Source organism: Pseudomonas sp. JUb42, from assembly GCF_024807945.1.
GTDB lineage: Bacteria > Pseudomonadota > Gammaproteobacteria > Pseudomonadales > Pseudomonadaceae > Aquipseudomonas.
This window is the reverse complement of the sequence record NZ_JANUFD010000007.1, coordinates 71,728-85,501: the sequence shown is the minus strand read 5'-3', so window position 1 is coordinate 85,501 and position 13,774 is coordinate 71,728. Positions and strand designations below refer to the sequence as shown.

The window sequence follows — 13,774 nt, the reverse complement described above, 5'->3', positions numbered from 1 at the left end:
AAGGAGCCGGTACACTCGATACATATCTATCGTCTGAACTGGCGCTTTCGCGGATGAATCCGCTCCCACAAAGTGCAACAAGTTTTGATCAATCCTGCTTTTCGAACTTCAAATCCCACACACCATGCCCCAACCGCTCACCGCGGCGTTCGAACTTGGTGATCGGCCGTTCGGCCGGGCGCGGGACGCATTTGCCGTCTTCGGCCAGGTTGCGATAGCCGGGGGCGACGTGCATCACTTCCAGCATGTACTCGGCATAGGGTTCCCAGTCGGTAGCCATATGCAGCACGCCGCCGACCTTGAGCTTGCTGCGCACCAGCTCGGCGAACTCGGGCTGGACGATGCGGCGCTTGTGGTGACGGCTCTTGTGCCATGGATCCGGGAAAAACAGCATCAAGCGATCGAGGCTGTTGTCGGCAATGCAGCGGTTGAGCACTTCGATCGCATCGCAATCGTAGACCCGCACGTTGGTCAGGCCCTGGGTGAGTACGCCATTGAGCAGCGCGCCGACGCCTGGGTAATGCACTTCGACCCCGATAAAGTCCTGATCCGGCGCCGCAGCGGCCATTTCCAGCAGCGAATGGCCCATGCCAAAGCCGATTTCCAGGGTGCGCGGCGCCGAGCGGCCGAACACCTGATCGAAATCCACCGGCGCATCGGCAAGCGGCAGGACGAACAGCGGACGCCCTTGATCCAGGCCGCGCTGCTGGCCTTCGGTCATGCGACCGGCACGCATCACAAAACTCTTGATGCGGCGGTGCTGGCGTTCCTGGCCTTCTTCGGCTTCAGGCAACTCTGGGGGCGGAACGTGCGAATCAGTCATCAACGGGCTCTTATCAAACAACAAGTTTTAACTCTGTGGACCGGCTTCAGCCGGGAATACGCCTTCGCGGCTGAAGCCGGTCCCACAGGTTTAGCGGATCAGACCATCCAGCGGCGAGGAGGCGCTGGCATAGAGTTTTTTCGGCATGCGCCCGGCCAGGTACGCCATGCGACCGGCAATGACCGCGTGCTTCATGGCTTCAGCCATCATGATTGGCTGCTGCGCGTGAGCAATGGCCGAGTTCATCAGCACCGCTTCACAACCCAGCTCCATGGCGATGGTCGCGTCGGAGGCCGTGCCGACACCGGCATCGACCAGCACCGGTACTTTGGTTTCTTCGAGGATGATCTGCAGGTTGTACGGGTTGCAGATCCCCAGGCCGCTGCCAATCAGGCCAGCCAGGGGCATGATCGCGATGCAGCCGATTTCGGCCAGCTGGCGGGCGACGATCGGGTCATCACTGGTGTAGACCATCACGTCGAAACCGTCCTTGACCAGCACTTCGGCGGCCTTGAGGGTTTCGATCACGTTGGGGAACAGGGTCTTTTGGTCGGCCAGAACTTCCAGCTTGACCAGGTTCTTGCCGTCCAGCAGCTCACGGGCCAGGCGGCAGGTGCGCACGGCCTCGATGGCATCGAAGCAGCCGGCGGTGTTCGGCAGGATGGTGTAGCGATCCGGCGGCAGGACGTCCAGCAGGTTCGGCTCGCCCGGGTTCTGGCCCAGGTTGGTACGACGCACGGCCACGGTGACGATCTCGGCGCCGGAGGCCTCGATGGCCAGGCGGGTCTGTTCCATGTCGATGTACTTGCCGGTGCCTACCAGCAGGCGCGACTCAAAAGTCCGGCCAGCCAGGATAAACGGCTTGTCGCTGCGAACGTTGCTCATCGGAAATCCTCTTCAGGGTTGAGGTTCAAGCAGATTGGATCGGTCGTCGGTGCCAGGTGCCGCTCGCCGGGGCTAGCCGCCGCCGATGGCGTGGACCACTTCGACCTGATCGCCTTCTTTGAGAGTCGTGGACTCATGCTGGCTGCGCGGCACGATATCCAGGTTCAGCTCGACTGCGACCCGACGTCCGGTCAGGTCCAGGCGGGCCAGCAATGCCAGGACAGTCTCGCCCTCGGGCAGCTCGAAAGGTTCACCGTTCAACTGAATGTGCATGCGAATGGCAGCCATCATTTTAAGGGGCGAGCATTCTAGCCCGATCAGTCGGGATGACCAAGGCAAAGCCACGCCATTCGTCTATGGCATGACTTGAGGGTCAAACGCCGCCGAGACGCCAGGCGGTGATCCCCAGAAACGCCCAGCCAACCAGAAAGCACAGGCCGCCAAACGGGGTAATGATGCCCAGCTTGCCGACGTTGGTCAGGGTCAGCAGGTACAGGCTGCCGGAAAACAGCACAATGCCCAGGGTAAAGGCGATGCCCGCGTAGCTGACCAGCCGCCCTGGGATCTGCGCGGCAAGCAGGGCCACGCCGAACAGCGCCAGGGCGTGAATCAGCTGATAGAGCACGCCGGTCTGGAAGATCGCCAGATACTCCGCGCTCAAGCGGCCTTTGAGGCCATGGGCGGCAAATGCGCCAAGGCCCACGCCGGTAAAGCCGAAGAAAGCGGCCAGCATCAGATAGCTACGAAGCATCAGGGACTCCAGTCAAAAATCGTTCAATCACACACGGTCTGTATAATGGCCCGCTCAACGGGTTCGGCCAAGCCATCTCTTATGCAGCGTAATCTCTTTCGACGTCTCTTCATCCTGCTGAAATGGTTCGCCGTGGGCAGCTTTTTGCTGGTCCTGGCCTTGCGTTGGGTGCCACCGCCCGGCTCGGCGCTGATGGTTGAGCGCAAGATTGAATCATGGATCGATGGCACGCCTATTGATCTGCAACGCACCTGGCAACCGTGGGACAAGATCTCCGACGAGCTGAAAATCGCCGTGATTGCCGGGGAAGACCAGAAGTTTTCCGAGCACTGGGGCTTTGACGTCGATGCGATCCAGGCTGCCGTGCTGCACAACGAAAAAGGCGGCTCGATCCGCGGCGCCAGCACCTTAAGCCAGCAGGTGTCGAAGAACCTGTTCCTGTGGTCAGGCCGCAGTTATGTGCGCAAGGGGCTGGAAGCCTGGTTTACCGTGTTGATCGAGACGCTGTGGTCCAAGCAGCGGATTCTTGAGGTGTATCTCAATAGCGTGGAATGGGACGACGGCGTGTTCGGCGCGCAGGCGGCGGCCGAGCATCACTTCCATATCAACGCCAGCCAGCTGTCAGCGCAACAGGCCAGCCAACTCGCCGCCGTACTGCCTAACCCGCGCAAATGGAGCGCCAGCCGACCGGACAGCTACGTCGCCAATCGCGCCGCCTGGATTCGCCAGCAGATGCGCCAGTTGGGCGGTGATGATTATCTGGCTAGCCTGAATCACAGTCGTAAATTCTAAGATCGTCTTCTCCCCCGTTGGAGCGAGGCTTGCCCGCGAAGAGGCCTGTACAGCCGATGCATCCTCTGTGCGGCGCGCACTGCCTTCGCGGGCAAGCCTCGCTCCAACGACGCAAATAAAAACGCCCCGATCAGATCGGGGCGTTTTTTTTATACGACTTGCTGTTTTAAGCAGCAATCGACAACTTGAGCTTGTTCATTGCGCTCTTTTCCAGCTGACGAATACGCTCGGCGGAGACGTTGTACTTCTGCGCCAGGTCGTGCAGCGTGGCTTTCTCTTCCGCCAACCAGCGCTGGTAGAGAATGTCGCGGCTGCGCTCGTCGAGCACTTCCAGCGCCTGGTGCAAATTGGCGGTGGAGTTGTCGGTCCAGTCGGAGTCTTCCAACTGGCGAGCCGGGTCGTAGCGGTGGTCTTCCAGATAGTTGGCTGGAGACTGGAACGCGCTGTCGTCGTCGGCTTCGGCAGCCGGGTCGAAGGCCATGTCCTGACCGGTGAGGCGGCTTTCCATCTCGCGCACTTCACGGGGCTCGACACCGAGGCTTTCGGCGACACGATGCACTTCTTCGTTGTTCAGCCAGGCAAGACGTTTTTTCTGGCTGCGCAGGTTGAAGAACAGCTTGCGCTGGGCCTTGGTCGTGGCGACCTTGACGATGCGCCAGTTGCGCAGGATGAACTCGTGGATTTCCGCCTTGATCCAGTGGACCGCGAAAGAAACCAGGCGCACGCCCATTTCCGGGTTGAAGCGCTTCACGGCCTTCATCAGGCCAACGTTACCTTCCTGGATCAGGTCAGACTGAGCCAGGCCGTAACCGGAATAACTGCGTGCGATATGCACGACAAAACGCAGGTGGGCGAGAACCATCTGCCGAGCCGCCCCCAGATCCTGCTCATAATAGAGACTCTCAGCCAGTTCACGCTCCTGCTCGGGTGTCAGCAATGGAATGCTGTTGACCGTGTGCACATAGGCTTCCAGGTTCGCACCCGGGACTAAGGCATAAGCAGGTTGCAAAGAAGTGGTCATACGAAAAAACCTCCGACTCACATGACTCGTGCAGTTCAGCACTGCGAAATTGACCGGGAACCGCGAAACAAGTTCCCTTAAGCTGAAAAAGTCAATAGTTGAACGTGTATCAATAGCATTTTTACCGAGGTGCCAGCTCTCTAAGGTGGCGTGCCACCGCAATCCATGCACCGATATACCCTAACAGCACCGCCCCAAGCAAGAGCGAGAGACCATCTGCCGCAGGTACACCGGCCAGGGCAAAGTCGCTGCCGTACAAGCCTGCCAGTTCGACAACGGCACCGTTGAGCCAGTTCAGGCCATAAGCCAGAACGCCCCAGGACAGCAATCCCGCCCCCAGGCCATACAGCGCGCCCATATAAAGGAAGGGCCTGCGCACATAGCTGTCGGTACCGCCGACCAGCTTGATCACTTCGATCTCGACGCGGCGGTTTTCGATATGCAGGCGGATCGTGTTACCGATCACCAGCAAAAGCGCCAAAACCAATAGCACAGTCAGACCAAAGACAAAGCGGTCGCCCAGCTTGAGAATCGCTGCCAGACGCTCGACCCAGACCAGATCCAGCTGTGCCTGCTGCACCTTGGGCATTTCTGCCAGACGCGTACGTAACGCCTCTAGCGCGGGCTTGTCAACTTCGTTCGGCGTAACGACCACGACACCCGGCAACGGGTTCTGCGGCAATTCCTTGAGCGCCTCGCCCAGGCCCGACTGCTGCTGGAACTCCTTGAGCGCGTCGTCGCTGCTGACATATTCAGCATCGGCGACCCCGGCAATGGCCTTGATATCGTCGCGTAGCTTGGCGCCTTCGGCAGGGCTGGCGTCGAGCTTGAGGTACAGGGAAATCTGCGCCGCACGCTGCCAGGAACCACCCAGGCGCTCGACATTGCTCAGCAGCAATGACAGGCCCATGGGCAGGCTCAAGGCAATGGCCATCACCAGACAGGTAAAGAAGCTGCCAATGGGCTGCTTGCCCAGGCGCCGCAGGCTGTCCAGCAGGCTGGAACGATGGCTTTCCAGCCAGGCCGCGACCAGGGTGCCGAAATCCGGACCGTCATCGTCATGATCGTGGCGTTTCTTTTTCGGTGGTGTCGGCTCGGCAGCTTTAGCCGCAACACGCTCTGACACTTTCGGACTGCTGCGTGTAGCACTCATACCCCGGCCTCCCCGTCACCGATCAGGCGACCACGTTGCAGGGTCAGCATGCGATGACGCATGCGTGCAATCAGCGCCAGGTCGTGGCTGGCGATCAGCACACTGGTGCCCAAACGGTTGATATCTTCGAATACACCCATGATTTCCGCCGCCAGGCGTGGGTCAAGGTTGCCCGTAGGTTCGTCGGCCAGCAGCAAGGCCGGGCGATGCACGATGGCGCGAGCGATACCCACACGCTGTTGCTGACCGGTGGACAGATCGCCAGGATACAGCTCGGCCTTGTCCGACAGCGCCACGCGCTCCAGGGCCGAATCGACGCGCTTGGTGATCTCGGTCTTGGACAGGCCGAGGATCTGCAACGGCAGCGCTACGTTATTGAACACCGTGCGATCGAACAGCAACTGGTGGTTCTGGAACACCACGCCTATCTGCCGACGCAGGAACGGAATCTGCGCATTGCTGATCTGGCCCAGGTCCTGCCCGGCCAGCAGCAGCTTGCCGGTGGTCGGGCGCTCCATGGCCAGCAGCAGGCGCAACAGCGTGCTTTTACCGGCGCCAGAGTGGCCGGTCACGAACAGAAACTCACCACGTCGAACTCGAAAGCTCAGCTCGTGCAAACCGACATGACCATTCGGATAGCGTTTACCGACCTGTTCGAAACGAATCATGGGCGCTCCCGCTCCGCAAACAGAGCCTGGACAAAGGGCTGGGCCTCGAAGGTGCGCAGGTCATCAATGCCCTCGCCCACCCCGATATAGCGAATCGGCAGACCAAACTGCTTGGCCAGGGCGAAAATCACCCCGCCTTTTGCCGTGCCATCAAGTTTAGTCAGGGCTAGGCCGGTCAGTTGGACCGTCTGGTTGAATTGCTTGGCCTGGTTGATAGCGTTCTGCCCGGTGCCGGCATCCAGCACCAGCAGCACTTCGTGCGGCGCGTCGGCGTCGAGCTTGCCGATGACCCGGCGAACCTTCTTCAACTCTTCCATCAGATTGTCTTTGGTGTGCAGACGACCGGCAGTGTCGGCGATCAGCACATCGATGCCACGGGCCTTGGCGGCCTGCACGGCGTCGAAGATCACCGAAGCGGAATCGGCGCCGGTGTGCTGGGCAATCACCGGAATCTGGTTGCGCTCGCCCCACACCTGCAATTGCTCGACGGCAGCGGCGCGGAAGGTATCACCGGCGGCCAGCATGACTTTCTTGCCTTCGAGCTGCAGCTTCTTGGCCAGCTTGCCGATGGTGGTGGTCTTGCCTGCGCCATTGACGCCGACGACCAGAATCACGAACGGCCGACGCGTGGTGTCGATAACCAGGGGTTGCTCCACCGGTTGCAACATCGCCGCCAGCTCGGCCTGCAACGAGGCATACAGCGCATCGCTGTCGGCCAATTGTTTTCGGGCGACCTTCTGGGTCAGGCTCTGGATGATCACACCCGTTGCCTCGACACCGACGTCGGCGGTCAGCAAGCGGGTTTCCAGCTCTTCGAGCAATTCGTCATCAATGAGCTTCTTGCCGAGGAACAGGCTGGCCATGCCCTCGCCAAGGCTGGCGCTGGTTTTCGACAGGCCCTGCTTGAGGCGAGCGAAGAAACCGGCCTTGCCTGGCTCGGCGACAGGTACAGGCGCAACCACGGCAGGCACGGTTTCAATAACAGGAGCGATCACGGGCGGCGCGGCGACGACAGGTGCAGGTGCTACCGGAGCCGGGGCAATAACCGGAGCAGGCGCAACAACGGGCGCAGGTTCAGGCGCGGGCTCGGGAGCTGGCGCAACCGCCTGCGGAATGATCGCCGACTCAGGTTCACCCATCGGAACATCAATACGCGGCAGTTCAGCCTCGGGCTCAGGCGCCACAGCCGGGGCCTGATCTGGAATAGACGGCGTGACATAAGCCACCTGCTCGTCGACCAAGGCCACCGGCTCTTCGGCAACCGGCAGGGTCAGCCAGGGTTGCTCAGCAGGAGCACCGGGTTGCACCGACTCAGCCACTGGCGGCACAGGGCTCGCCTCGGGCGCGGCAACCGGTGCTACCGGCGCTTCGGCGACAACCGGGGCAATCGGCTCGACAACCGGCTCAGGGGCGGCAACGGGAGCTTGCGGGGGTTGTTCGGCGACGTTGTCCTGCGGCTTCTTGCGCAGCCATCCGAACAGGCCTTTTTTCTCGCCAGCCGGGGCTGGGTTCTTCTTGTCGTCGTTGGAACCAAACATGGAGGACGGCTATCTCACGGTAGCGATGCGCCAGAGCGGCGCCTCGGAAAATTCTGACATGCAAAACAGACTGCGTTTAGCACCGCTTGTTCGCACAAGCCTGTAGTGTTTCGCATCAATTCGAGCAAATTTAATGTTCATCGGGCATCACAAGGCATTTCAGCCGTGGTCCCGGATCGAACGGACCAGTATCCTAACACCCCCGCGCCCGCCGACGCTAAGTTCAAGCAGGCCGCCTTACAGGTTCAAAATACGAATGAATGCTCTAGCCCGCCGCGCCGCTGGCCTGCTGCTCGGCACACTTTGCCTGCCCATGACCGTATGGGCCGCCGACCCGCAACCCACCCACGAATACACCCTGGACAACGGCCTCAAGCTGGTTGTGCGTGAAGACCATCGCGCCCCGGTGGTGGTCTCGCAGATCTGGTACAAGGTCGGCTCCAGCTACGAAACCCCGGGCCAGACCGGTTTGTCTCACGCGCTTGAGCACATGATGTTCAAGGGCAGCGAGAAAGCCGGCCCCGGCGAAGCCTCGCTGATCCTGCGTGACCTGGGTGCCGAAGAAAACGCCTTCACCAGCGATGACTACACCGCCTACTACCAGGTCCTGGCCCGTGACCGCCTGAGCGTAGCCTTTGAGCTGGAGGCCGACCGCATGGCCCACCTCAAGCTGCCCGCCGACGAGTTCAGCCGGGAAATCGAAGTCATTAAAGAAGAACGCCGCCTGCGCACCGACGACAAGCCCGGCGCCAAGGCTTACGAGCGCTTCAAGGCCATGGCCTACCCGGCCAGCGGCTATCACACGCCGACCATCGGCTGGATGGCCGACCTCGATCGTATGAAGGTAGAGGAGCTGCGCCACTGGTACGAATCCTGGTACGTACCGAACAACGCCACCCTGGTCGTGGTCGGCGACGTGCAGCCGGACGAGGTCAAGGCCCTGGCCGAGCGTTTCTTCGGTGCCATCCCGCGCCGCGCCGTGCCACCGGCGAAACAGCCCCTGGAACTGCCTGAGCCGGGCGAGCGGCGCATCACCGTGCATGTGAAGACCCAACTGCCAAGCCTGCTCTACGGCTTCAACGTGCCGAGCCTGACCACCGCCACCGATCCGCGCTCGGTCAACGCCCTGCGCCTGATCTCGGCCATTCTCGACGGCGGCTACAGCGCGCGCATCTCCAGCCGCCTGGAGCGCGGTTCGGAAGTGGTCTCCGGCGCCTCGTCCAGCTACGACGCCTTCACCCGTGGCGACAGCCTGTTCATGATCAGTGCCTCGCCCAATACCCAGAAAAAGAAAACCCTGGCCGATGTCGAAGCCGGGATCTGGGGCCTGCTCAACGAGCTGAAAACCAAGCCGCCGACCAGTGAAGAACTGGAGCGGGTGCGCGCCCAGGTGATTTCCGGGCTGGTCTACGAGCGTGACTCCATCACCAGCCAGGCCAGCACCATCGGCGAGCTGGAGACCATCGGCCTGTCGTGGAAACAGATCGACAACGAACTGAGCGACCTGCAAAGCGTGACCCCGGCCGATATCCAGCTGGCCGCCCGCACTTATTTCACCCGTGAGCGCCTCAGCGTTGCGCACGTTCTGCCTGAGGAGAAAGCCCATGAGTAAGCGCACGCTACTGGGCCTGTTGATCACTGGCGCCCTGATCGCCCAGCCGTTGCTGGCCGACGAAGCCCCGGCACCCGCCGCCCCTGAAGCCACCACTGCGGCGCCCGCCGCACCCGCCGTAAAAGCCGAGCGCGGCAGCAACCTGGTGTCCCTCAAGGAACTCGACAGCAAGGCTCCGGCCCGCCGCAGTCTGAATATCCAGACCTGGAACACCGCCGAAGGCGCCAAGGTGCTGTTCGTCGAAGCCCACGAACTGCCGATGTTCGACCTGCGCCTGACCTTCGCCGCTGGTAGCAGCCAGGACCAGAACGCCCCCGGCATCGCCGTGCTGACCAACGCCATGCTCAATGAAGGCGTCAAGGGCAAGGACGTCGGCGCTATCGCCGCAGGCTTCGAAGGCCTCGGTGCGGAGTTCGGCAACGGCGCCTACCGCGACATGGCCGTGGCCTCGCTGCGCAGCCTGAGCGCCGTGGACAAGCGCGAACCGGCGCTGAAACTGTTTGAAGAAGTGACCGGCAAACCGACCTTCCCGGCCGACTCCCTGGCGCGGATCAAGAACCAGCTGCTGACCGGCTTCGAATACCAAAAACAGAACCCCGGCTCCCTGGCCGGTAAAGAGCTGTTCAGCAAGCTGTACGGCAACCACCCGTATGGCCATCCAAGCGAAGGCACCGAGAAAAGCATCCCGCCGATCACTCTGGCCCAGCTCAAGGCCTTCCACGCCAAGGCCTACGCTGCTGGTAACGTGGTTATCGCCCTGGTCGGCGACCTGTCCCGCGACGAAGCTCAGGCCATCGCCGCCCAGGTCTCCGGCGCCCTGCCCAAAGGCCCGGCCATGGCCAAGCTGGCCGAGCCCGGCACCCCGGCCTTCGGTGAAAGCCATATCGAGTTTCCGTCCAAGCAGACTCACCTGATGCTGGCGCAACTCGGCATCGAGCGTAACGACCCCGACTACCCGGCCCTGAACATGGGCAACTCGATCCTCGGCGGCGGCGGTTTCGGCAGCCGCCTGATGACCGAAGTGCGCGAAAAACGCGGCCTGACCTACGGTGTGTCCTCGGGCTTCACCTCGATGCGCGTGCAAGGCCCGTTCATGATCAGCCTGCAGACCCGCGCCGACGTCAGCGAAGGCACCCTGAAGCTGGTCAAAGACATCCTGCGCGACTTCCTCGCCAACGGCCCGACCCAGAAAGAACTCGATGACGCCAAGCGCGAACTGGCCGGCAGCTTCCCGCTGTCCACCGCCAGCAACAGCGATATCGTCGGGCAACTGGGCGCCATCGGCTTCTATGACCTGCCGCTGACCTACCTGGAGGACTTCATGAACAAGTCCCAGGACGTCACCATCGAGCAGATCAAAGAGGTCATGAACAAACACCTGAGCGCCGACAAGATGGTCATCGTCACGGCCGGTCCGACCGTGCCGCAGAAACCCTTGCCGCCGCCCACCGACAGACCTGCTGAACAACCTCTCGGGGTTCCGGAGCACTAATGGCCAATCCACGCCCAAAGAGCCATAACGGCCTGGGCCAACTGCGCATCATCGGAGGCGAATGGGGCAGCCGTCGCCTGACCTTCCCCGACGCCCCCGGCCTGCGCCCGACCCCTGATCGCGTGCGCGAAACCCTGTTCAACTGGCTTACCGCGCACATCGAAGGCGCACACGTGCTCGACGTCTTCACCGGCAGCGGCGCGCTGTTCTTCGAAGCCCTGTCCCGTGGCGCCAGCAAAGGCCTGGCCCTGGACAACAACGGCGCTGCGGTCGCCAGCCTGAAACAGAACCTGGCCCTGCTTAACTGCACCACCGGCCAGATCGCCCAGACCGACGCCCTGCGCCACCTGGAAACCGCCCCGGCCGAAGCCTTCGACGTCGTCTTCCTCGACCCGCCCTTCCACCAGGGCCTGCTGGCCAGCGCCTGCACCCTGCTGGAAAGCCACGGCTGGCTCAAGGAACACGCCTGGATCTACACCGAAAGCGAAACCCCACCCTCCACCACCGGCCTGCCCGGCAACTGGCGCCTGCACCGCGAGAAAAAGGCCGGGCAGGTGTATTACGCGCTGTGGCAAAGGGGCTGAGCCAACCGCCACGCAGAACCACAGAACCAAGGTGGGACCGGCTTTAGCCGGGAAGACGGTATAGCAGGCGAGCAATTCTATTGACCCTGCCTACACCTTCCCGGCTAAAGCCGGTCCCACGAAGCCACACAAACTCAACTGCTTGGGCTATTCCTGGTGGGAGCGATGCTTGCCCGCGAAAGCTTCCTAGCAACGCCTCGACACCCTCACGCCTGACGCGATCAGGTAGGCGCCAACTCGTCGGCGAACAGCCGCGACACGGTACATCAGGGACCCGCCACCACCTCCCGCCAACCATTACTCACCCAAAACGATTTTTTTTGAGCGTAATCAGTCATCTAGGGTTTACAAGCAGCAAAGACTCTATATACTCAGCGCCCATTACGCCGGTATAGCTCAGTTGGTAGAGCAACTGACTTGTAATCAGTAGGTCCCGGGTTCGACTCCTGGTGCCGGCACCATATCCAGCTCCATCGCATTCCACCGAATGCCTTGGAAGCCCCTAAAACCCGCCCTTTGGCGGGTTTTTTCGTTCCAAGACCCTCCGTCGGGATCCAACAAAATACCCCATCCCCGGGGGTATTTTTAGGGTACAGCGTCTTGCCTGCATGGAGAACGTACCCTTATGCCTCGTCTAGCCGTTCCTCTCAGCGACCTCAAATGCCGTACGGCGAAACCTCGCGAACGCGCCTACAAGCTGTTCGACGGTGGCGGCATGTACCTCTTCGTGAAACCCAATGGCGTGAAAACGTGGCGATTGCGCTACTTCAAGCCCAGCGGCAAAGAAGGCACGCTGATCATCGGCAACTACCCCATCATCTCGCTGGCCGTCGCGAGGACCAAGCGCGATGAAGCCAAGGCCCTGTTGATCGACAACCTCGATCCTATGGAAGAGAAGAAGAAAGCGAAGGTAGCGGCTCAACGAGCTTCCCTGCTTTTCGAAACCGTCGCCCTGGAGTGGCACGCCGAAATGTCCCGGCGCTGGACAGAGGGGCACGCCAAGACCGTCATGAGTCGGTTGCGCACCCACGTATTCCCCCTGATCGGCCAACGCCCCATCGCCGAGCTTGATACCCATGATCTGCTTGAGATCACTCTGCGTATCAAAGAGCGCGGCACCATGGACGTTGCCCTGCGTGTGCAGAACTATCTCTCCACGATCATGCGGGGCGCGAAGCGGGCGCGGCATATCAGCCAGAATCCGGCGCTCGATCTGGCGGGGTCGATTCATGCCCCGCGTACCGTGCACCGCCCTGCCCTCTCACTCAACCGCCTCCCCGAACTACTCAGCCGAATCGACAACTACAACGGCCGTGAGCTAACCAAGCTGGCTGTACTGCTGACGCTGCACGTGTTCGTGCGTTCCAGCGAACTGCGCTTTGCGCGCTGGGATGAGTTCGACCTGCAAAGGGCGATGTGGGAAATCCCGGATACCCGTAAGCCAATCGACGGCGTACGCAATTCCACCCGTGGCACCAAGATGAGCGGAGACATACAGATGGTGCCGCTCTCTCCCCAAGTCATTGCGATCCTTGAGCGGCTGCGCGGCTTGAGTCGCTTCTCCGAACTGGTGCTGCCTGGTGACCACAAGTACTGGAAGCCAATGTCTGAGAACACGGTTAACCAGGTGCTGCGCAACGTTGGCTATGACACATCCAAGGAAGTATGCGGGCATGGATTCAGGACCATGGCCTGTAGCGCCTTGCTGGAGTCAGGGCTGTGGACAGACGCGGCTATTGAGCGGCAGATGAGCCACAAGGAACGCAATCGCGTGCGCGCCGCCTATATCCACAAGGCCGAATTTCTGGAGCAGCGCAGACTGATCATGGCGTGGTGGAGCAATTACATCGATGCCAACAGATCGGGGCATGTCACTCCGCATGAGTTCGCCCATCCAGCTGGCGACAACATCACTCCCTTGCCAAGTGGGCGTGGCGCATTCAATCGTCGGTGAACCCTTCAGAACACTGTTGTCCGCTCTTTAATTCGGGTCCATCCAAACAGGGCTGCAAAGCCGCCCTGTTTGGATGGACCTCGCTTTGCAAAGCTGACAGCCGACACGAATCCTTTGGATGCCATTGATTTCCACCGGTGGATAATTTCATGCACAAGCCCAGAAGCCAGGAAAATAGCGGCGTTGACCAAAATTATCCACAGGCGTAGAACTGAGGTTGCAAACGCTGTCTTGGACAGCACCCAGGTGACCCGAGCCTTCAAGGTCACGCCGCTCCTGCGGTGGTTCTCCCCCCAAATGGCGATTCGCGTCCGGCAGCTCGCCCGGTCACCTCCCCGGTGATGGATGCCTACTTCACATCTTGGCCCTCGTGCGCCAGACAACACCTCCTACTTCGCTGCCCTGCAGCAACCTATCCGCTTGGCCGAATCTTGCGCCAACCTGCGCCCGTCTCTTTCTACTGGAAAGAGACGGGCGCTTCTAGCACCGCTGCAGCCCTCA

14 protein-coding genes and 1 tRNA gene are annotated in these 13,774 nt (G+C 61.3%); 6 read left to right on the top strand and 9 right to left on the bottom strand.

Going from position 1 to position 13,774, the window contains the following annotated elements:
• Positions 1–88: 88 nt before the first annotated feature.
• From trmB to M2401_RS15225, 4 genes are all read right to left on the bottom strand, one after another.
• On the bottom strand, positions 89–736 hold the full coding sequence (trmB, locus tag M2401_RS15240; protein WP_259104474.1) for a tRNA (guanosine(46)-N7)-methyltransferase TrmB: 648 nt from the start codon (positions 734–736) through the stop codon (positions 89–91).
• Between the two features lie 177 nt (positions 737–913).
• Complete coding sequence (locus tag M2401_RS15235) at positions 914–1,708, bottom strand: thiazole synthase (protein WP_259104087.1); 795 nt, start codon at positions 1,706–1,708, stop codon at positions 914–916.
• 72 nt (positions 1,709–1,780) lie between these two features.
• The gene (gene thiS / locus M2401_RS15230; RefSeq protein WP_259104086.1) at positions 1,781–1,981 is read right to left on the bottom strand and encodes a sulfur carrier protein ThiS; all 201 of its coding nucleotides are present in this window, start codon (positions 1,979–1,981) and stop codon (positions 1,781–1,783) included.
• Positions 1,982–2,081: 100 nt separating this feature from the next.
• Positions 2,082–2,459: a DUF423 domain-containing protein gene (locus tag M2401_RS15225; protein WP_259104085.1), complete on the bottom strand. Its 378-nt coding sequence runs from the start codon at positions 2,457–2,459 to the stop codon at positions 2,082–2,084.
• 81 nt (positions 2,460–2,540) lie between these two features.
• Here M2401_RS15225 and mtgA point away from each other — a divergent pair, with 81 nt between their 5' ends.
• On the top strand, positions 2,541–3,251 hold the full coding sequence (gene mtgA, locus M2401_RS15220; protein WP_259104084.1) for a monofunctional biosynthetic peptidoglycan transglycosylase: 711 nt from the start codon (positions 2,541–2,543) through the stop codon (positions 3,249–3,251).
• A 166-nt stretch (positions 3,252–3,417) separates the two neighbouring features.
• Here mtgA and rpoH read toward each other — a convergent pair whose 3' ends face one another.
• From rpoH to ftsY, 4 genes are all read right to left on the bottom strand, one after another.
• Positions 3,418–4,272: an RNA polymerase sigma factor RpoH gene (gene rpoH / locus M2401_RS15215; RefSeq protein ID WP_259104083.1), complete on the bottom strand. Its 855-nt coding sequence runs from the start codon at positions 4,270–4,272 to the stop codon at positions 3,418–3,420.
• Positions 4,273–4,393: 121 nt separating this feature from the next.
• The gene (gene ftsX, locus M2401_RS15210) at positions 4,394–5,425 is read right to left on the bottom strand and encodes a permease-like cell division protein FtsX (protein WP_259104082.1); all 1,032 of its coding nucleotides are present in this window, start codon (positions 5,423–5,425) and stop codon (positions 4,394–4,396) included.
• Positions 5,422–6,093: a cell division ATP-binding protein FtsE gene (ftsE, locus tag M2401_RS15205; protein WP_259104081.1), complete on the bottom strand. Its 672-nt coding sequence runs from the start codon at positions 6,091–6,093 to the stop codon at positions 5,422–5,424. Before ftsE ends, ftsX begins: the two co-directional genes overlap by 4 nt.
• Complete coding sequence (gene ftsY, locus M2401_RS15200) at positions 6,090–7,631, bottom strand: signal recognition particle-docking protein FtsY (RefSeq protein ID WP_259104079.1); 1,542 nt, start codon at positions 7,629–7,631, stop codon at positions 6,090–6,092. Before ftsY ends, ftsE begins: the two co-directional genes overlap by 4 nt.
• Positions 7,632–7,887: 256 nt before the next feature.
• On the opposite strand from ftsY, the gene M2401_RS15195 reads away from it, so the two are divergent.
• The 5 genes from M2401_RS15195 to M2401_RS15175 all read left to right on the top strand — a co-directional run bounded on the left by M2401_RS15195 (position 7,888) and on the right by M2401_RS15175 (position 13,273).
• Complete coding sequence (locus M2401_RS15195) at positions 7,888–9,243, top strand: pitrilysin family protein (protein WP_259104078.1); 1,356 nt, start codon at positions 7,888–7,890, stop codon at positions 9,241–9,243.
• Positions 9,236–10,735, top strand: a complete 1,500-nt coding sequence (locus M2401_RS15190) for a pitrilysin family protein (protein WP_259104076.1) — start codon at positions 9,236–9,238, stop codon at positions 10,733–10,735. The genes M2401_RS15195 and M2401_RS15190 overlap by 8 nt, the downstream gene beginning before the upstream one ends.
• Positions 10,735–11,319 (top strand): 16S rRNA (guanine(966)-N(2))-methyltransferase RsmD, encoded by a 585-nt coding sequence (rsmD, locus tag M2401_RS15185; RefSeq protein WP_259104075.1) that lies wholly within the window; start codon positions 10,735–10,737, stop codon positions 11,317–11,319. The genes M2401_RS15190 and rsmD overlap by 1 nt, the downstream gene beginning before the upstream one ends.
• Before the next feature lie 385 nt (positions 11,320–11,704).
• Positions 11,705–11,780, top strand: a tRNA-Thr gene (locus M2401_RS15180).
• Positions 11,781–11,944: 164 nt separating this feature from the next.
• The gene (locus tag M2401_RS15175; protein ID WP_197894578.1) at positions 11,945–13,273 is read left to right on the top strand and encodes a phage integrase central domain-containing protein; all 1,329 of its coding nucleotides are present in this window, start codon (positions 11,945–11,947) and stop codon (positions 13,271–13,273) included.
• A 5-nt stretch (positions 13,274–13,278) separates the two neighbouring features.
• Here M2401_RS15175 and M2401_RS15170 read toward each other — a convergent pair whose 3' ends face one another.
• Positions 13,279–13,542, bottom strand: a complete 264-nt coding sequence (locus M2401_RS15170) for a hypothetical protein (RefSeq protein WP_259104072.1) — start codon at positions 13,540–13,542, stop codon at positions 13,279–13,281.
• Between the last annotated feature and the right edge of the window lie 232 nt (positions 13,543–13,774).

Bases quoted from the DNA above. Each gene is read 5' to 3' on its own strand.
- M2401_RS15175 (WP_197894578.1), top strand. From the start codon at position 11,945: ATGCCTCGTCTAGCCGTTCCTCTCAGCGACCTCAAATGCCGTACGGCG.
- rpoH (WP_259104083.1), bottom strand. From the start codon at position 4,272: ATGACCACTTCTTTGCAACCTGCTTATGCCTTAGTCCCGGGTGCGAAC.
- trmB (WP_259104474.1), bottom strand. From the start codon at position 736: ATGCGTGCCGGTCGCATGACCGAAGGCCAGCAGCGCGGCCTGGATCAA.
- M2401_RS15235 (WP_259104087.1), bottom strand. From the start codon at position 1,708: ATGAGCAACGTTCGCAGCGACAAGCCGTTTATCCTGGCTGGCCGGACT.
- ftsY (WP_259104079.1), bottom strand. From the start codon at position 7,631: ATGTTTGGTTCCAACGACGACAAGAAGAACCCAGCCCCGGCTGGCGAG.
- ftsE (WP_259104081.1), bottom strand. From the start codon at position 6,093: ATGATTCGTTTCGAACAGGTCGGTAAACGCTATCCGAATGGTCATGTC.
- M2401_RS15195 (WP_259104078.1), top strand. From the start codon at position 7,888: ATGAATGCTCTAGCCCGCCGCGCCGCTGGCCTGCTGCTCGGCACACTT.
- mtgA (WP_259104084.1), top strand. From the start codon at position 2,541: ATGCAGCGTAATCTCTTTCGACGTCTCTTCATCCTGCTGAAATGGTTC.
- M2401_RS15225 (WP_259104085.1), bottom strand. From the start codon at position 2,459: ATGCTTCGTAGCTATCTGATGCTGGCCGCTTTCTTCGGCTTTACCGGC.
- thiS (WP_259104086.1), bottom strand. From the start codon at position 1,981: ATGCACATTCAGTTGAACGGTGAACCTTTCGAGCTGCCCGAGGGCGAG.
- ftsX (WP_259104082.1), bottom strand. From the start codon at position 5,425: ATGAGTGCTACACGCAGCAGTCCGAAAGTGTCAGAGCGTGTTGCGGCT.
- M2401_RS15190 (WP_259104076.1), top strand. From the start codon at position 9,236: ATGAGTAAGCGCACGCTACTGGGCCTGTTGATCACTGGCGCCCTGATC.
- rsmD (WP_259104075.1), top strand. From the start codon at position 10,735: ATGGCCAATCCACGCCCAAAGAGCCATAACGGCCTGGGCCAACTGCGC.